Below are 16597 nucleotides of genomic sequence, written 5' to 3'. Positions count from 1 at the left end.
CCCGCCTGTCGCTGCTGCTCGCAGCGCTGTGCCTGCTCACCACCGTGATCGGCAGCGTGGGCCTGGCGGGCATGCAGCGCGCCAACGCGGGCTTGAACACGGTGTACCAGGACCGGGTAGTGCCCCTCAAGCAGATCAAGCTGGTGTCCGACGCTTACGCCGTGAATGTGGTGGACACGGCGCACAAGGTGCGGGACGGCGCCTTCACCCCCCAGCAGGGGCTGGACTCCATCGCCAAGGCCAAAAAGGAGATCAGCGACAACTGGAGCGCCTACCTGGCCACGGAGCTGGTGGCCGACGAGGTGCGGCTGACTGCGCAGTTCAAGACGCTGCAGCCCCAGGCCGATGGCGCTGTGCGCACCCTGGAGGAGCTGATAGGCCGCAAGGACCTGCCCGCCCTCACAGCCTATGCCGCCAAGGAGATGTACCCCGCGCTCGACCCCTTGCAGGACGTGCTGGGCGCACTGGTACAGGTGCAGCTCGACACTGCCCGCAAGGAATACGAGCAGGCGGTGGTGTCCTATGCCAACACCCGGCTGTTTGTGGTCCTGGCCATTGCGGGTGGTGTGCTGTTTGCACTGGGTTTTGGCACCTTGGTGGCACGCAGCATCGTGGGCGAGCTGGGCACCGAGCCCGGCACCGCTGCCGCGCTGCCGCGCTGCCGCGCTGGCGCGCTGGCGCGCTGGCGCGCAGCGTGGCCCATGGCGACCTCACGGTGGCGATCCACCTCAAGCCCGGTGACACCACCAGCCTGATGGCGCAACTCAAGCGCATGCAGGACAGCCTCGTGGCCATGGTCGCCATGGTCCACCAGAGTTCGGTCAACGTGGCCAGCGCGTCCGAGCAGATTGCCCAGGGCAACAACAGCCTGTCGTCTCGCACCGAAGAGCAGGCCAGTGCGCTGGAGGAAACTGCCGCGTCGATGGAACAGCTCAATGCCACCGTGCGGCAGAACGCCGACAGCTCTCGCCAGGCCAACCAGCTCGCACACAGTGCCACCACCATTGCCATGCAGGGTGGCGCCGTGGTGGCTGACGTGGTGCGCACCATGAAAGACATCAACGACAGCAGCAGCAAGATCACCGAGATCATCGGGGTGATCGACTCCATCGCCTTCCAGACCAACATCCTGGCGCTCAACGCGGCTGTGGAAGCCGCCCGCGCCGGTGAACAGGGCCGTGGCTTCGCCGTGGTGGCCACCGAGGTGCGTGTGCTCGCCAGCCGCTCGGCCGAGGCCTCGCGCGAAATCAAGGGCCTGATCGGCAACAGTGTGGAACGCGTGGAAGCAGGCACCGCCCTGGTGGACCGCGCCGGGCAGACCATGAGCGAAGTGGTCGCCTCCATCCGCCGCGTGACCGACATCATGGGCGAGATCAGCGCCGCCAGCACCGAGCAGAGCGAGGGCATGGACCAGATCAGCGAGGCGGTCACCCAGATGGACCAGGCCACCCAGCAGAACGCCGCCCTGGTCGAGGAGATGGCCGCTGCCGCCGCCAGCCTGAACCACCAGGCCGGAGAGCTGGTGGACACCGTGGCCACGTTCAAGCTGCCCGAGGTGTATGAACACCGCGCCGCCCTGCCCCACCAGCCTTCGCGCCGCAACCTGCTGGGCCACGGCCCGGCGGGCATCGCTGCGGCCTGACGGCGCCCCGGCGGGTCAGGCAGCAGCGGCCTTTAGCCGCCTGGCTTTTTCCTGCGTGCGCGGGGGTGGGCCGCGTCGTACACCTTGGCCAGGTGCTGAAAGTCGAGCCGCGTATAGACCTGCGTGGTCGTGATGTTGGCGTGGCCTAGCAGCTCCTGCACCGCGCGCAGGTCGCCGCTGCTTTGCAGCAGGTGGCTGGCAAACGAGTGGCGCAGCATGTGCGGGTGCACGGGCGTGGTCAGCCCGGCCTGCTGGCTGCGCTGGCGCAGGCGCAGCCAGATGGACTGCGCCGAGAGCCGCGCCCCCCGCTGGCCCACAAACAGCGCGGCATCGAGCCGCGCAGCGCCCTCACCGCCAAACGGCGTGGCGCGGATGGACAGCCAGGCCTGCAGCGCGGCCGTGGCGGCAGCGCCCACCGGCACGCTGCGGCGCTTGCTGCCTTTGCCAAACACATGGGCCTCGCCCGCCTGCAGATCCACCCAGCCACGCCCCAGGCGATGGGTGTCGGCGTTGGCAACAGCATCCAGCCCGGCCAGCTCACCCACCCGCAGGCCGCAGCCATACAGCAGCTCGACCATGGCCGCGTCCCGCGCTTCGAGCCACGGGTCGGCACCGGTGTTGTCAAACTCGGCCAGCCGCACGGCGTCGTCCACGCCCAGGGCCTTGGGCAAGGGCTTGGGCGCCTTGGGGGCACGCACGTCCTGCACCGGGTTGTGCGGAATCAGCCCCTGCCGCCCGGCCCAGGTGAAGAACCCCCGCCAGCCCGAGAGGATGAGCGCAATGCCGCGCCCACTGCGCCCTGCGCTGTGCATCTGCGCCACAAAGCGGCGGATGTGGGCGCTGGTGAGCTGCAACAGCGGCACATTCACCGCCGCCGCCAGCTGGGCCAGCCTTTCCAGGTCCAGGGTGTAGAGCGTGAGCGTGCGCGCGGCCAGCCGCTTTTCAACGCGCACATGCTCCAGGTAGCGCAGGACGTGCGGGTCTGCGGGGATCTGCGTGGGCAGCGCGTCGGGCATGGAGCACTACCCCAGCAACTGGCGCACCCCAAGGCCTGCGCCACCGTGGAACCGGCTTCGCCGGACCAGGGGTGGCGTCCCCCCGCAGGGGGGAAGCGGCGCAGCCGCACAGGGGGGCATCATTTCAGGCGCAGCAGCGCAGCGCTGGCCAGCTCGGCCATGCGCGACAGGAAGTCGGTGCCCATGGTGGCATCAAACCGCTGCGGGTCGTGCGAGCCCAGCACCAGCAGGCCAAACGCAGGCGTGGCGCTGTCGATGGCGCCCGCGCGCAGTGGCAGCAGGGCCAGCGACTGGGCGGGCTCGCCCGCCTCAGCTGCCAGCCAGCCCGCAGGCTCAAAGCCCAGGTTGGGGCCGCAGAACGGCATGGTCAGCGACGAGGCAAACGCGCGCGCGTCTTCGCTGGCGCCTTGGGTGAAATCGGCGTCGATGTACGGTGCTGCCACTTCCCACACCCGCACGGCCGCCTGGGGCACATCGAACAGGGTGCGCACACCATCGACCACCGCCTGCGGCAGGTCGAACGGGTCGCGCACCTGCAGCAGGCTGCCCGTCCACTGGTGCACCTTGTGGGCGATGGCCGCGTTTTCGGTGCTGTTGCGTACCATTTCCATGATGCGCTGCTCCAGGCCCTTGATCTTCTCGCGCAGCATTTCGGCCTGGCGCTCCTGCAGGCTCACGGCACGCGCGCCGTGGGGGCTGGTGATCTGCACGCTGGCCAGCACCTCGGCATGCCGCTCGAAGAAGCCGGGGGTGTTCGTCAAAAACTGGGCGATGTCGTCTTCGGTGATCGGTGGGATGTGGGAGGTCGTCATACGAGGGTGTCAGGAATGTCGATCTGGCCTTCGAACACCATGGTGGCGGGGCCGGTCATGAAAACGGAATCGGCCTCCTGGCCGCTCCAGGCAATGGTGAGGCGGCCGCCGCGCGTGTCCACCTGCACCTCGGGGTCGAGCAGGCCCAGGCGGATGCCCGCCGACACCGCCGCGCAGGCGCCGGTGCCACAGGCCAGGGTCTCGCCCACGCCGCGTTCGAACACACGCAGGCGCACATGGGTGCGGTCCACGATCTGCAGGTAGCCCGCATTCACCCGCTGCGGGAAGCGTGGGTGGCTTTCGATGAGGGGGCCGGTTTCCAGCACGGGCGCGGTGTCCACGTTGTCCACCAGCTGCACGGCATGGGGGTTGCCCATGGACACAATTGCTACCAAAACGATAGCTGAAAGCGCTTTACCATCAGGCGGTAACGGCCATTTTTGCCCCAAACCTTGCGCCACGGGCACCAGGCCGGACGCATCAAAGGGCACCTTGGCAGGGTCAAACTCGGGGCGGCCCATGTCCACGGTGACGCGGCCATCGGCGGTGAGGCGCGGGGCGATCACGCCGCTTTGGGTCTGCACCCGGATCTGGTCCTTGCCAGTGAGGCCCTTGTCGTGCACAAAGCGCGCAAAGCAGCGCGCGCCGTTGCCACACTGCTCCACCTCGCCGCCATCGGCGTTGTGGATCACGTATTCGAAATCAATGCCCTCACCCGGCGAAGGACGCACGGTGAGGATCTGGTCAGCCCCCACGCCAAAGTGGCGGTCGGCCAGGAAGCGGTACTGCGCCGCAGACAGCCCCAGGCGGCCCTGGGTTTCGTCGAGCACCACGAAATCGTTGCCCGCGCCTTGCATTTTGGTGAAGCGAATCTGCATGGGAGGGGATTATGGCCCCGGCCCTGCGCCAAACCGCGAGGGGGCGTAGGCTTCGCCACTCCATTCGTCCCCCGGCTTTTCAGGAACCGCGCATGACCGATCTTTCCGCTTTTGCCATCACCCGCAAGTGGCCTGTCCAGCACCCCGACCGCCTGCAGCTATATTCGCTGCCCACGCCCAACGGCGTGAAGGTGTCGATTGCGCTCGAAGAACTGGGCCTGCCCTACGAGCCCCACCTGGTGAGCTTCGAGACCAACGACCAGACCTCGCCTGAATTCCTCTCGCTCAACCCCAACAACAAGATCCCGGCCATCCTGGACCCGAACGGGCCAGATGGAAAGCCGCTGGCGCTGTTCGAGTCCGGCGCCATCCTGCTGTACCTGGCCGACAAGACCGGCCAGCTGATTCCCCAGGACGCCGCCGCGCGCTACAAAACCATCCAGTGGGTGATGTGGCAGATGGGCGGCGTGGGCCCCATGTTTGGCCAGCTCGGCTTCTTCCACAAGTTTGCAGGCAAGGACTTTGAAGACAAGCGCCCGCGCGACCGCTATGTGGCCGAGTCCAAGCGCCTGCTGGGCGTGCTGGACCAGCGCCTGGCAGGCCGACAATGGGTGATGGGCGACCAGTACACCATCGCCGACATCGCCATCCTGCCCTGGGTGCGCAACCTGATCGGCTTTTACGGTGCTGGCGAGCTGGTGGAGTTTGGCCAGTTCACTCAAGTGCAGCGTGTGCTCGCGGCCTTTGTGGCGCGTCCGGCGGTGGCCCGAGGCCTCGCGATCCCGGCCCGGGCTTGACCTGGGGCAATTTCTCGCCCGCCTTTGATGTCGATCAGGTCCGCAGGCCAGCCACCCAGCCGCCGCGCACCTACCATGGGCCTCTTCAAAAAAACAGGGAGTGCCCCATGGGATTGACCGTTGACGTTCTTCAGGATCTGGACATACACGACCTCCAGGCTGCCGCCCGGGCAGCGCTGCAGGAAACGAACGCCATCGCGCTGATCGAGTTGCTGGAAATGCTGTGGAGCTGCAACGTCGAGGGCGCCAACGCCGTCATCGACGCTGTGCTGCAGCGTCTGCAGCAGCTGCGCGCGCTGCGTTGACGCAGCGCCGTGCAGCATGGGCAGGGCCTTCGGCAGAAGGGTGGGCCCGCCTCACCCCCCTGACACCATCCGCACGAATTCCGGCACCACACCGATGGCATCGTCGCGCCGCTGCACAGCATGCACGTCGGCGCGCGGCGCCTTGGCGCCCAGGGGCTTGAACACCACGCGCGGAGCGAACAGCGCGCCGAGCGAAGACGGCACCAGGGCCACGCCCAGCCCCGCAGCCACCAGGCTGAGCACGGCGGCCAGCTCCACCGTGGTCTGCGCCACCCGGGGCGCAAAGCCGGCCTGCACGCAGCACTGCACCATGTGCTCGGCATGGGCCGACGAATCGCGGCGCAGCATCACGAAGGGCTCGCTGCGCAGGTCTCCCAAGGCCAGCGCCTTGCGCCCCGCCAGCCGGTGGCCCGGCGACAGGGCCACCACCACGGGGTCGGGCCACAGCAGGGTGCTCGCGAGCCTGTCGTCGTTGACCGCCGTGCGCGCAATGCCCACGTCGATGCGCTTGTCGCGCAGCGCCTCCTGCTGCAGCGCGGGCTGCATCTCGTGCAGCACCACGTCCACCCCCGGGTGGCTCAGCCGGTAACGCGCAAGTGCCGCGGGAAACGGCCCCAGGAAATGCGAGCCCGACAGCCCCACCTCGATGCGCCCCGCCTGCCCCTGGCCGATAGCCGCCACGCGCTGGCGCGCCGCGTCCAGCCGCTCCAGAACCGCGCGCGCCTCCGCCAGAAAAGCCTGGCCCGCCAGCGTCAGCCCCACGCGCCGGCTGGTGCGCACAAACAGCTGGGCACCCAGCTCCTGCTCCAGCAGGGCAATCTGCAGGCTCAGCGGCGGCTGCGAGACATGCAGGCGCTGGGCTGCGCGCGTGAAGCTCAGTTCTTCGGCCAGGGCGACAAAGTAACGCAGGTGCCGCAGCTCCATGGTGACAACCCCTTGGGCAATTGATACTTTTTAAGTCTAAATCAAGACAAACAATATATTGGACTTTTGCTTCTTCCGTTTCGACAATCGCTCCTGAACACCCCCCGATGGAGACAAACATGAAGATCCAACACCACCTGCCGGCCACCTTGCTCGCCCTCTCCGTGCTGGTGCCAGCACAGGCACCAGCGCAAGACAGCTACCCCAGCAAGGCCATCACGCTCACCGTGCCCAACCCGCCCGGCGGCGTGGTTGACACCTCGGCCCGGCTGCTCAACGAACCCTTGGCGCGCGTGCTCGGCCAGCCTGTGGTGGTCGACAACAAGGCCGGCGGCAGCGGCAACGTGGCCTATGGCGCCGTGGCCCGCGCCAAGGCCGACGGCTACAACCTGCTGATCTCCTACTCGGCCTACCACGTGGGCAACCCGGCGCTCTCGCCCGGCCTGCCCTGGGAGGCCAAGGACTTCGCCCCCGTTGCCCTGCTCACCACGGCCGCCAACGTGATCGCCGCCCACCCTTCGGTGCCGGCCAATACGCTCAAGGAGTTCATCGCCTACCTCAAGGCCAACCCGGGCAAGGTGAACTACGCATCGCAGGGCAATGGCTCGCTCTCGCACATCGGCACCGAGATCTTCAAGCAGCAGAGCGGCACCTTCATGACCCACATCCCCTACCGCGGCTCGGGCCCGGCCGTGGCCGATGTGCTGGCCGGCCAGGTGCAGGTGTTCATCACCACGCCGCCCTCCGTCATGCAGCATGTGGTCAGCGGCAGGCTCAAGGCCTTTGCGGTAACCGGCGCCAAGCGCCACCCCGGCCTGCCCAACGTGCCCACGGTGGCCGAGGCCGGCATGCCGGACTTCAAGCTCGAAGCCTGGGTGGGGCTGTTCGCCCCCGCCGCCACACCACCCGCCGTGGTCACCAAGCTCACAGCCGATGTGAAGAAAGCCCTGGAGCAGCCCGAAACCCGCCAGCGCGCCGATGCCGCCGGCGTCGAACTGCGCTACCAGCCGCCCGAGGCGCTGGGCCAGTTGGTCAAGACCGAGACGGCCTACTGGGCCAGAACCATCAAAGCTGCCGGCATCAAGGCGGACTGACCCGCCAAGGACTCCCCTGCGTGACCCCGTCCCCGGCGCCTCCAGCGCCGGGCAGGCAGCGCTTTGCCTTTTTTTCCTGAAAGACCACCATGCAACACACCTACCGCATCGGGCAGATCGTGCCCAGCTCCAACACCACCATGGAGACCGAAATCCCGGCAATGCTGCGCGCCCGCGAGCAGATCCTGCCCGAGCGCTTCAGCTTCCACGGCAGCCGCATGCGCATGCAAAAGGTCACCAAGGAAGAGCTGGCCGCGATGGACCGCGATTCCGACCGCTGCGCGCTGGAGCTGTCGGACGGCAAGATGGACGTGATGGGCTACGCCTGCCTGGTTGCCATCATGAGCATGGGACTGGGCTACCACCGCACGTCCGAGAAGCGGCTGCACGAGGTCACCGTGGCCAACGGCAAGCCCGCGCCGGTGGTGTCGAGCGCGGGTGCACTGGTCGAAGGCCTCAAGGCCATGGGCGCCAAGAAGGTCTCGGTGCTCACGCCCTATATGAAGCCGCTCACGCAACTGGTGGTGGACTACATCGAGCACGAGGGCATTGCCGTGCACGACAGCCTGTCGCTGGAAATTGCCGACAACCTGCAGGTGGGCGCACAGGACCCGGCCGCCCCCGCCCAGCTGGTGCAACGCCTGGACACGCGTGGCGTGGACGTGGTGGTGATCTCGGCCTGCGTGCAGATGCCCTCGCTGGCGTCCGTGCAGGTGGCACAAGACCGGCTGGGCATTCCTGTCGTGTCCGCTGCAGCCTGCACCACCTGGGCCATGCTCAAGCGCCTGGGGCTGGAAACGCGGGTACCCAACGCAGGGGCCCTGCTCTCTGGCGCCTACTGACCTCCCCGAGGGCAACCGGCCTGTCCGTTGACGAAAGCAGCTGGCGGGCAGGCTGCAGGGCAACGCCGGATAATGACCCGATGCCCCGATCCAGCCAACAACTCCACCCCCACCGAGAACCGGTAGCCACCCGCCCCGCTGCCACCGTGCTGCTGCTGCGCGATGCGCCTGGCGGCGGCGGGCTCGAAGTCCTCATGACCCGGCGCTCGGCCACGGCCAGTTTTGCGCCTGGCGCCAATGTGTTCCCCGGCGGTGGCATTGATGCGCTGGATGCAGCACCCGCGACGCACGCCGCCGCCGACCGCCGCCCCCCCCAAAGCGACCAGCACCTCACCCAGGCGATTGCCGCCATCCGCGAGAGTTTTGAAGAGCTGGGCGTATTGCTGGCGCGCCATGCAGAAGGCCCCCGCCAAGGGCAGATGGCCGATGCGCAGGACATTGCCGCCATCGACCGCCACCAGCCGTTTGCCGCACAGTGCGCCGCACGCGGACTGCGCCTGGCGGCAGATGGGGTGTACCTGCTGGCCCACTGGACGGCCGACCGTGACCTAGCGCGCCGCTTTGAAGTGCCCTTTCTGGTGGCCCGCATGCCCGAGGGCCAGGAGCCCGTGGCCGACGAGGCAGAGCAGTTCGAGCCCGTGTGGGTACGTCCTGCCGACGCGCTGGCGCGGCACGAGGCGGGGCAGTTCTTCATGATCTTCCCGACCATCCGCACGCTGCAGCGCCTGGCCCAGTTTGCCAGCACCCAGGCGGTGCTGGACGCCGTGGCGCACGAGCAGCCCCTGTGGGTCAGCTGCCCGCGCGCCGGCCTGCTGGCAGGCAAGGAAGCCCGCTACATGGAAAGCGACATGCCCTACGGCGAGCTGGCCCTGGTCTGCCCCGACGGCCAGATCGTGCACCCGCTGGACTGGCAGACCGAGCGCCCCGTGCCGCTGCTGCGCAATGTGATGCGCCTCACCGCCCCCAACCCTGGCGTGATGACCGGCCCCGGCACCAACAGCTACCTGGTGGGCGACCCGGCCACGGGTTTCATCGCCATCGACCCCGGCCCGGCGGACCCCGGGCACCTGGACAAGCTCTGGCGCGCAGCGGGTGGCGACATCCGCATGATCGTCTGCACCCACTCGCATCCCGACCATTCGCCGGGCGCCGCGCCGCTGCAGGCACTGTGTGTGCAGGCGAGCAAGGCCCGACCGCCCATCCTGGGCCTGCCATCGGCGCCCACGGCACGCGCAGCCAGCCAGTTCACGCCCGACCGTGCGCTACAAAATGATGAGCTACTCAGGCTTGATGGTAGCGCGGGAGAGGCCAAAATCACCCATACCCTGCAGGCCATCCACACCCCCGGCCATGCCGCCAACCACCTGTGCCTGCTGCTGGTGGAAGATGGCCTGCTCTTCAGCGGCGACCACATCCTGAACGGCAGCACCACCGTGGTGGACCCACCGGACGGCAACATGGCCGACTACCTCGATTCGCTGGACCGGCTGGATGCCGTGTGCGCCGAGCATGGCGTGGAGTTCATCCTGCCCGCGCACGGCTATGTGCTGGGAGGCCCTGTGAACGGGGCGCGCGGCGCGATTGTCAAGCTCAAGGCCCACCGCCTGGCGCGCGAGGCCAAGGTGCTCGCCGCCATGCAGGCCCAGCCGCAGGGCAGCATGGAAGACTGGGTGCGCCACGCCTACGACGACGTGCCGCCGCGCATGTGGCCGGTGGCGCAGCGATCGCTGCTGGCGCATGTCGAGCGCATCCGCTCCCAGCGCCCCGGCAACAACTGAACCGAAGAACACCCAACCGCAATCCCCCCGATTCAATGACCGACAAGCACCCCGACCCCACCCACATCCGCCTGGCCAAACGCGTGGCCGAACAACTGAACTGCTCGCGCAGCGCGGCCGAGCAATTCATCGAGGGCGGCTTTGTGAGCGTGGACGGCCAGATCGAGGAAGCACCCGGCGCGCGCGTGCGCCCCGACCAGGCGGTAACGGTCGCACCCGATGCCAGCCTGCTGGAGCTGACCCCCGTCACCTTGCTGCTACACAAGCCCGCAGGGTTTGAAGCCGGCCTGGGCCTGCCAGGCGCACCCACAGGGCAGGCGGCCCACGCCAGCCGAAGCCAGGGCGCGCAGCAGGCGCTCACGCTGCTCAGCGCCGCGTCCCACCTGCCCGAAGACGCCTCGGGCATCCGCGTGCTGCAGCGCCACTTCAAGCAGCTCGAATGTTTCACGCCGCTGCCCACCGAGGCCAGCGGCCTGGTGGTCTACACGCAGGACAAGCGCATCGCGCGCAAGCTGGCCGAAGACATCGAGGTGCTGGAGCAGGAATGCATCGTCGAGGTGAAGGGCGAGATCGCCCACAATGGCCTGCAGCGCCTGTGCCATGGGCTCAGCTTCAACGGCCGCCCGCTGCCCCCCGTCAAGGTGAGCTGGCAGAACGAGACCAAGCTACGCTTTGCGCTCAAGGGCGTCCGGCCCGGGCAGATCCCGACCATGTGCGAGGCCGTGGGCCTCACTGTGGTGGGCGTCAAGCGCATCCGCATCGGCCGCGTGCCGCTGGCCAAGGTGCCCGAGGGGCAGTGGCGCTACTTGCAGCCGTGGGAGAAGTTCTGAGGCCCGCACCAGACGGTGCACCACCTTTTCAAACGCTCCTAAAAACATAGCTTTAAAGTCATGATGGCCGCGCGCTGACGGCCATTTTTTCATGATTCCCTTGCGCTGGGGCCACTGTTACACTGCGCAGCACTCAGGAGGGAGTTCATGAACCAAGAAAGATCCGGTGGCGCGGCGGGGCCGGTGTCCACCTTCATGCCACAGGCCATCGATGCCCACCCCGTCGAATTCACCGGCAGCGGGGGCGAGTATTTCCGGGTGTGGATCGTCAACGTGCTGCTGTCCATCGTCACGCTGGGCATCTACACCCCCTGGGCTCGGCGCCGCACCGCCCAGTATTTCTACAGCCACACCCTGGTGGCGGGCAGCCCCCTCGAATTCACCGCGCAGCAGCGCAAGATGGTGATGGGTTTTGTGATGCTGATGCTGCTCACCATCGCCTACAACATTGCCGAACGAACCGGGCAGGACACGGCCGTCGGCCTGTTCCTGCTGACGGGCGCGGCGCTGGCCCCCTTCATCTGGGCCAGTGCCATGCGCTTTCGCCTTGCGGCCACACGCTGGCGCGGCCTGCGGCTGCAGTTCACCGCCAGCTGGAAAGAGGTCTACATCGCCAGCTGGCCCGTGTTTGCGCTCGCCCTGGTGTGGTTTGGCGTGTTCTTTGGCATGCAGATGCTGTCGCCCGACCTGGCGCAGGCGCTGGAAGCGGTCGAGGAAGAAAGCACCAAGGCCCCCATGCCCAGCTTCACCCCGGCCATGGGCGGCTTGCTGCTGCTGGGCCTGGTGCTGTCGATCCTGTGCTTCATCCGGCTGGAGTACAACTTCAAGAGCCTGCTGGTGCTCAAGGCCCAGCTGGGCGTTGAAAGGTGCCGCTGGAAGCCGGTGTACATGGACTTCGTGAAGATCTGGCTGGCCACCGTGGCCGTGTTCATCCTGTGTGTGGTGGGTATCGCCGTGCTGGTCGGCGTGCTCGCGGGCAGCTCCATCGCCTTGATGGCGAGCCAAAGCGAGCGCATGGGACTGTGGATGATTGTGGTGGGCATCGTGTCCCTGGTGGTGGGCTTCTTCATGCTGATCCTGGCCTCGGCCCCCGCCCGGGCTTACCGCGAGGCGCGCATGTTCCAGCTCATGTGGGACAACATCGGCGTGAGCCATGTGGCCCGCTTCAAGAGCCGCCTCAAGAGCGGCAGCTATGTGGGGCTGCGCATCAAGAACATGCTGCTCACCCTGCTGACGCTGGGCCTGTACCGCCCGTTTGCGCGAGTGAGTGAGTACCGCATGAAGGTCGAGTCCGTCACCCTGCACGTCAAGGGCGGCGTGGAACAGGTGGCCGGTGCCATGGTGCGCCAGCAGCAAGGTGCGCTGGGCGACGCGCTGGCAGATGCCGCCGGCCTCGACCTCATCGGCTGAGCATGTCGGCACCCGCACACCCAGCCCTGGTCCCCGGGCGCTGGTTTGATGGCCACAGCAGCAAGGCCCGGCATGTGATGGTGAGCCTGCGGCCCACGCCGCAAGGTCCCTCCTTGGTGCTGCACCCGCTCTCGCAGCCCGGGGCCGAGCCTGTGGTCTTTGCCTGGAAACAGGTGGGCTGGCCCGAGGCCTGGAACGAGCGCAAGCCCCAGCCCCGCGTGGTGGTGGATCTGCGCGACCACGGCAGTGTCGAGATCGACGCCGTGGCCGAGTGGCGCGCTGCGCTGGCAGCAGCGGGCGAGCGCCCCGGCATCGCGCAGCGCATGCAGACCCGCTGGCCCATGTTGCTGGGCGTGACGGCCGCCGCCGTCATCGGCCTCACGCTGTTCTACCGCTACGGCACCCCCTGGGCCGCCACGCAGCTCACGCGGTTTGTGCCCCTGGGCTGGGAGACCAGCGTGGCCGAGAACGTGCTCAAACAAATGGACGACGGCACCCTGAAACCCAGCAAGCTGGCCAAAGAGCGGCAAGACCAGCTCAAGGCGCGCTTCGACGCCTTGGTGCAGCAGACGCCGCACACATTGCACCGTTACCCCGACTACCGCCCGCCCCTGACGCTGGAGTTCCGCGCGGGCATGGGCGCCAATGCGTTCGCGTTGCCCGGCGGCAAGATCGTGATGACCGACGGCATCGTGAAAGCCGCAGCCGACAAGGGCCTGCCCGACGACGCCCTGGTGGGCGTGCTGGCCCACGAGATCGGCCATGTGGTGCATCGCCACACCACCCGCATGGTGGTAGAGCAAGGCGTGCTCAACATGGGCCTGGGCCTGGCGCTGGGGGATGTGTCGGGCATTGTCTCCACCGGGGCATCGGTGATGACGGGCCTGGCCTACAGCCGCAGCCACGAGCGCGAAGCCGACTGCTACGCCATCGCCCTCATGCGCCACACCGCGCTGCCAACGGCACCCATGGGCCAGTTGCTGCTAGCGATTGCGCACGATGAGGAAAACGAAGAGAACAAGGACCGCAGCAACAACAAAAAAGAGCCAGGCAAAGACTCCGCCGATGCCCCCACGCCCCAGTCGGCCGCCAGTGCGCCCGATGCCGCGCGCGAGCGCAGGCGCAAGCTGGGCAAGGAAGCCGAATCCCACCCCGTCTGGTCACTGCTCAGCAGCCACCCCGAAACGGTGAAACGCGCCACCGAACTGGAACAGGGGCATGCGCCGCACTGCGCAAAGAGCTGAATGAATAGTTGAAAGCGGCGCCCAGGGCGGGCACCGCACCCGCGTTCCAGCGCGGGACAGAAATAAAGTGTGAAGCACGCCGATAAGCCGGATTCTGTGCACTGCCGAAACCCTTGCGGGCTCCCGCAGCGTGACCGCCATTAATCTGGGCCGGGTGTCGCCACCACGGCTCGGTGCTACCTACCCGCCAACTCTGCGGAACCACATCAACGTTGGCCTACTTGGTATTGCTGCGCGTAGAGATTGCCCGTTTCACCCCCGGTGGTTTGCCTTGCGGCACTCCCCCGGGACTCGTCTCTGTTGCTCTGATCCTCACCTCACGGTGGGCAGCCGTTAGCTGCTACGCTGTCCTGTGCAGTCCGGACGTTCCTCCAGTGCCTGGTTTCCCAGATTGCACCAGCGGCGGTCTGGCGTGCTTCACGGGTGGGATTATCCCGCACTTGGCAATGTCACGCCGCCTTCGTACATCACACGGTGCGCTTCCGTGGGCAACGGAGCTTCCCATCGATGCAACATGCGCAGCAGCGCGGCATTGGTCAGGGTGGTGTCGCGGTGCTGGTTGCGACGCAGCAGTTCGGGCAATGGCTGCTCCAGATGCACGATGTCCACCTGCGCGTGGTAGGAATACAGCAGGTCCAGCGTCTTGTCGCGCATGCTGCGCGAGAGGTGGGTGGCATTCCATACGAACGGGGCCTGAGCGCGCAGCAGGGCGCGCGCCTGGTCCCAGACTTGGTGGGCCACCTTGCCTTCGTTGTCGCCATGGGCCAGGCCCAGAGCCTCGCGGGCATCGTCAAACGACACCACAGGAAGGTCTGGTCGGTGCTTGTCCACCCAATGATTCTTGCCCGATGCGGGCAGGCCGCACATCACCGTGACACGCGATCCCGGCTGCGGGTGCAGCGGCTCGTCTGGGTACAGGCGCGTGCCACGGAAGTACTGCAGCGCTGTGTGGGTATCTGCAAAGTGTCGAGGGCAATCCCACGCCCCCTCCTCGCGCACCAGTTCCTCCAGCAAAAGCAAGTCGTCCAGGTGGCTGGCCTTGTCCTGGCAGACGCGCCCGCGCATGTCGGCACGGGCCACTGCCAGCAGCTCAGCCCAGCACAGTTCCCACGACAGCTTGCGCACCACGTACTCCGGCGGAGTTCCCCGGTGCGAATGCCACACGAAGAACGGCTGCTGGTGCACCGCGATCAGACGACAGATGGCCTCGCGCAGCGCCCACGGGCAGCCACTGAGCCAGAGCAGCACGCGCGCATCCACCGCGCCACGCTGGGAGTGACCGGGCTGGCGGATGCGGCCCGTGGCCTCGTCCACCACCGTGGTGGCGGGCTTGGCAATGTCGTGCAGCAGTGCGGCCATGAACATCACCCACTGCCGATCTGGCAGGGCCTTCTGGAACGTCGCATCCTCGCGCAGGCACGCAATCACCCAGCGGGTGTGGGTACCGACATCGCCTTCTGCGTGGTGCACAGGGTCCTGCGGCGTAGTGTCCAGCGCGCGCAGAGCCTCGATGGCTTCACAACACAATGCCCAGTCCAGGTCCTGGCCCGGCAGGGGCAACAGCTTGCGCAGGGTCGCATAGGGCGCCACGCGCATCATCAACGGCGCCATGGGGCACCTCCTTTCCGTACGCGGCGCACACGCGCCGCGTCATTGGCATGGTGGGCTTGCAAAGCCTCCAAGCCGTACAAACATTGCGCCCCCAGATCTGCCCAGTTGCAGCGTAGCTGCGGGGCATACAGATCCACACAAGGAGCCAGACCATTGGGCACGATGGGGCGCTCGCTGTGGTGCGAACCCGAATCCAGGATGTGCTGCACGAAATCCGCGCGCACAAGTTTGAAACGCGCCAGCACCTGGTGCTCGTCCTCCAGCTTCACATACAACCCTTCGGCCAACGGCGAGGGGTCGCTCTGCTGGCGGCACAGCGCATGCGGCAACGCCAGGCGTTCGATGGTTGCGTCCAGGGCCTCGCTCCAACGCGGTGTGCGCGCCAGCGAATGGCCGACCAGCGACCACAGCCAATCGGCGCGCTGGGGCATGGGGCCTGCGTACAGCACGGGCACCGATACCACCGGCAGGCCTGCCAGCAGAGCATGTCGCCGCGAGGTAGACAAAAAGCACTGCTCCATGCGGTCCCACACATCGAACTCCAGCAGGTAATGCGGAAGCTTGTCGTAGAACATGGCGTGCTTGGCAAACATCCATTCGCCATACAGCACGTAGCGATCCTGCAGGCAAGCCAGCAGCACGGCTTCGTGCGCGCGGGCCCAGGGATGCAGGGCAGCAAACTGGCGCTCGCGCGCCCCGCCCAGCAGGTAGTGGCCACGGGACTGCAGGCACAACTCGCCACCTTCGGTGAACGAAATAGCGCAGTTGGCACCATCCATCTTTTCTTCGATGACGGCGTGGTGCCCCGCCAGCGGCGCGAGCGGCTGCACTTCGGGTGCATCGCCCGCCTGTTGGCGCGAGCCTTCCAGATGCGGGGTGCGCGGGTAGCGCAGGATAGGCAGCGAAAGTTGTGCTGCCACAGGGGTATTCAAGAGCGTTTTCGCCATGGCGCGCTCCTCCTTACAAGTCAGGTCTGGTCGGAATGCAACCCGCGCATGAGGGTTCTCAGACGCAGGGCGAACCGCCGCGCGCAGAGACAGAAAGAAGCGGCGTCCCACAGGGCACCACCACGGGTTGCAAAAAACGAAGAAGCCCGACCGCGTGATCTTGGGCGAGCGCAACCGCGCACGAGGAGGCGCGGAGCGCGGCTGGCAGGCGACATGCCACTGCAGCGCTGAAAGCGGGGCCCGTCGATCATGGCATCGACGGATACGGCCCAGGGGTGCAGGTCAGAGGTTGCCGGCGCGCGGCTTCAGCAAGCGATGAGGAAGAAGGTGTGCATGGAAACTCCTGGCGCCAGGGTTCGGCGCGATAGATAAGTCTTGAGGAGTGCTCGCCATGGTGAACATCGTCACTCTGGCAAGGGGCGCGATGCTAACGGCGGAGCCACACGCAGGTCAATCCGCACTGTGCG

14 protein-coding genes, 1 other RNA gene and 1 pseudogene are annotated in these 16597 nt (G+C 67.2%); 9 read left to right on the top strand and 7 right to left on the bottom strand.

Annotated elements, in window-relative coordinates; translation table 11 throughout:
• Nucleotides 1–28 precede the first annotated feature (28 nt).
• Nucleotides 29–1642, top strand: a pseudogene (locus ACYZGB_RS11915) (methyl-accepting chemotaxis protein); the annotation flags it as partial.
• Between the two features lie 32 nt (nucleotides 1643–1674).
• On the opposite strand, the gene ACYZGB_RS11910 reads toward ACYZGB_RS11915, so the two are convergent.
• The 3 genes from ACYZGB_RS11910 to dapF form a co-directional block, all read right to left on the bottom strand.
• Nucleotides 1675–2658 (bottom strand): tyrosine-type recombinase/integrase, encoded by a 984-nt coding sequence (locus ACYZGB_RS11910; RefSeq protein ID WP_462388477.1) that lies wholly within the window; start codon nucleotides 2656–2658, stop codon nucleotides 1675–1677.
• Between the two features lie 119 nt (nucleotides 2659–2777).
• A complete protein-coding gene (locus ACYZGB_RS11905) occupies nucleotides 2778–3470 on the bottom strand; it encodes a DUF484 family protein (protein ID WP_462388476.1) in 693 nt (230 codons plus the stop codon).
• The gene (gene dapF / locus ACYZGB_RS11900) at nucleotides 3467–4348 is read right to left on the bottom strand and encodes a diaminopimelate epimerase (RefSeq protein WP_462388475.1); all 882 of its coding nucleotides are present in this window, start codon (nucleotides 4346–4348) and stop codon (nucleotides 3467–3469) included. Before dapF ends, ACYZGB_RS11905 begins: the two co-directional genes overlap by 4 nt.
• A 92-nt stretch (nucleotides 4349–4440) precedes the next feature.
• Between dapF and ACYZGB_RS11895 the strand changes: the two genes are divergently transcribed.
• Together ACYZGB_RS11895 and ACYZGB_RS11890 are read left to right on the top strand one after the other, a co-directional pair.
• The gene (locus ACYZGB_RS11895; RefSeq protein WP_462388473.1) at nucleotides 4441–5145 is read left to right on the top strand and encodes a glutathione S-transferase N-terminal domain-containing protein; all 705 of its coding nucleotides are present in this window, start codon (nucleotides 4441–4443) and stop codon (nucleotides 5143–5145) included.
• Between the two features lie 107 nt (nucleotides 5146–5252).
• Nucleotides 5253–5450, top strand: a complete 198-nt coding sequence (locus ACYZGB_RS11890; RefSeq protein ID WP_462388471.1) for a hypothetical protein — start codon at nucleotides 5253–5255, stop codon at nucleotides 5448–5450.
• 51 nt (nucleotides 5451–5501) lie between these two features.
• On the opposite strand, the gene ACYZGB_RS11885 is transcribed toward ACYZGB_RS11890, so the two are convergent.
• On the bottom strand, nucleotides 5502–6374 hold the full coding sequence (locus tag ACYZGB_RS11885) for a LysR substrate-binding domain-containing protein (RefSeq protein WP_462388469.1): 873 nt from the start codon (nucleotides 6372–6374) through the stop codon (nucleotides 5502–5504).
• Nucleotides 6375–6493: 119 nt separating this feature from the next.
• Between ACYZGB_RS11885 and ACYZGB_RS11880 the strand changes: the two genes are divergently transcribed.
• From ACYZGB_RS11880 to ACYZGB_RS11855, 6 genes are all read left to right on the top strand, one after another.
• Entirely contained in the window at nucleotides 6494–7468 is a 975-nt protein-coding gene (locus ACYZGB_RS11880) for a Bug family tripartite tricarboxylate transporter substrate binding protein (RefSeq protein ID WP_462388467.1), read from the top strand.
• Nucleotides 7469–7557: 89 nt separating this feature from the next.
• Entirely contained in the window at nucleotides 7558–8310 is a 753-nt protein-coding gene (locus ACYZGB_RS11875; protein ID WP_462388465.1) for a maleate cis-trans isomerase family protein, read from the top strand.
• Between the two features lie 80 nt (nucleotides 8311–8390).
• On the top strand, nucleotides 8391–10088 hold the full coding sequence (locus tag ACYZGB_RS11870) for an MBL fold metallo-hydrolase (protein WP_462388464.1): 1698 nt from the start codon (nucleotides 8391–8393) through the stop codon (nucleotides 10086–10088).
• Nucleotides 10089–10123: 35 nt separating this feature from the next.
• Nucleotides 10124–10918, top strand: coding sequence for an rRNA pseudouridine synthase (locus ACYZGB_RS11865; protein ID WP_462388462.1), 795 nt, complete (start codon nucleotides 10124–10126; stop codon nucleotides 10916–10918).
• 147 nt (nucleotides 10919–11065) lie between these two features.
• The gene (locus ACYZGB_RS11860) at nucleotides 11066–12328 is read left to right on the top strand and encodes a YjgN family protein (RefSeq protein WP_462388461.1); all 1263 of its coding nucleotides are present in this window, start codon (nucleotides 11066–11068) and stop codon (nucleotides 12326–12328) included.
• 2 nt (nucleotides 12329–12330) lie between these two features.
• Nucleotides 12331–13572 carry a M48 family metallopeptidase gene (locus ACYZGB_RS11855; protein WP_462388459.1) on the top strand — a complete coding sequence of 414 codons (1242 nt, stop codon included), beginning with the start codon at nucleotides 12331–12333 and terminating at the stop codon, nucleotides 13570–13572.
• Between the two features lie 67 nt (nucleotides 13573–13639).
• Here the strand turns inward: ACYZGB_RS11855 and rnpB are convergent.
• From rnpB to ACYZGB_RS11840, 3 genes are all read right to left on the bottom strand, one after another.
• An RNA gene (gene rnpB, locus ACYZGB_RS11850) (RNase P RNA component class A) lies at nucleotides 13640–13991 on the bottom strand.
• Nucleotides 13992–14001: 10 nt separating this feature from the next.
• A complete protein-coding gene (locus tag ACYZGB_RS11845; protein WP_462388458.1) occupies nucleotides 14002–15183 on the bottom strand; it encodes an AAA family ATPase in 1182 nt (393 codons plus the stop codon).
• Nucleotides 15171–16130: an RNA ligase family protein gene (locus tag ACYZGB_RS11840; protein ID WP_462388457.1), complete on the bottom strand. Its 960-nt coding sequence runs from the start codon at nucleotides 16128–16130 to the stop codon at nucleotides 15171–15173. The genes ACYZGB_RS11845 and ACYZGB_RS11840 overlap by 13 nt, the downstream gene beginning before the upstream one ends.
• Between the last annotated feature and the right edge of the window lie 467 nt (nucleotides 16131–16597).

It is taken from the genome of Acidovorax sp. Q11, assembly GCF_054950075.1.
This window is presented reverse-complemented; position numbering and strand designations above follow the sequence as displayed.

Excerpts from the sequence above, each read along its gene's own strand:
- ACYZGB_RS11895 (WP_462388473.1), top strand. The coding sequence starts at position 4,441 with ATGACCGATCTTTCCGCTTTTGCCATCACCCGCAAGTGGCCTGTCCAG.
- ACYZGB_RS11840 (WP_462388457.1), bottom strand. The coding sequence starts at position 16,130 with ATGGCGAAAACGCTCTTGAATACCCCTGTGGCAGCACAACTTTCGCTG.
- ACYZGB_RS11910 (WP_462388477.1), bottom strand. The coding sequence starts at position 2,658 with ATGCCCGACGCGCTGCCCACGCAGATCCCCGCAGACCCGCACGTCCTG.
- ACYZGB_RS11880 (WP_462388467.1), top strand. The coding sequence starts at position 6,494 with ATGAAGATCCAACACCACCTGCCGGCCACCTTGCTCGCCCTCTCCGTG.
- ACYZGB_RS11855 (WP_462388459.1), top strand. The coding sequence starts at position 12,331 with ATGTCGGCACCCGCACACCCAGCCCTGGTCCCCGGGCGCTGGTTTGAT.
- ACYZGB_RS11905 (WP_462388476.1), bottom strand. The coding sequence starts at position 3,470 with ATGACGACCTCCCACATCCCACCGATCACCGAAGACGACATCGCCCAG.
- ACYZGB_RS11885 (WP_462388469.1), bottom strand. The coding sequence starts at position 6,374 with ATGGAGCTGCGGCACCTGCGTTACTTTGTCGCCCTGGCCGAAGAACTG.
- ACYZGB_RS11870 (WP_462388464.1), top strand. The coding sequence starts at position 8,391 with ATGCCCCGATCCAGCCAACAACTCCACCCCCACCGAGAACCGGTAGCC.
- ACYZGB_RS11860 (WP_462388461.1), top strand. The coding sequence starts at position 11,066 with ATGAACCAAGAAAGATCCGGTGGCGCGGCGGGGCCGGTGTCCACCTTC.
- dapF (WP_462388475.1), bottom strand. The coding sequence starts at position 4,348 with ATGCAGATTCGCTTCACCAAAATGCAAGGCGCGGGCAACGATTTCGTG.
- ACYZGB_RS11890 (WP_462388471.1), top strand. The coding sequence starts at position 5,253 with ATGGGATTGACCGTTGACGTTCTTCAGGATCTGGACATACACGACCTC.
- ACYZGB_RS11865 (WP_462388462.1), top strand. The coding sequence starts at position 10,124 with ATGACCGACAAGCACCCCGACCCCACCCACATCCGCCTGGCCAAACGC.
- ACYZGB_RS11875 (WP_462388465.1), top strand. The coding sequence starts at position 7,558 with ATGCAACACACCTACCGCATCGGGCAGATCGTGCCCAGCTCCAACACC.
- ACYZGB_RS11845 (WP_462388458.1), bottom strand. The coding sequence starts at position 15,183 with ATGGCGCCGTTGATGATGCGCGTGGCGCCCTATGCGACCCTGCGCAAG.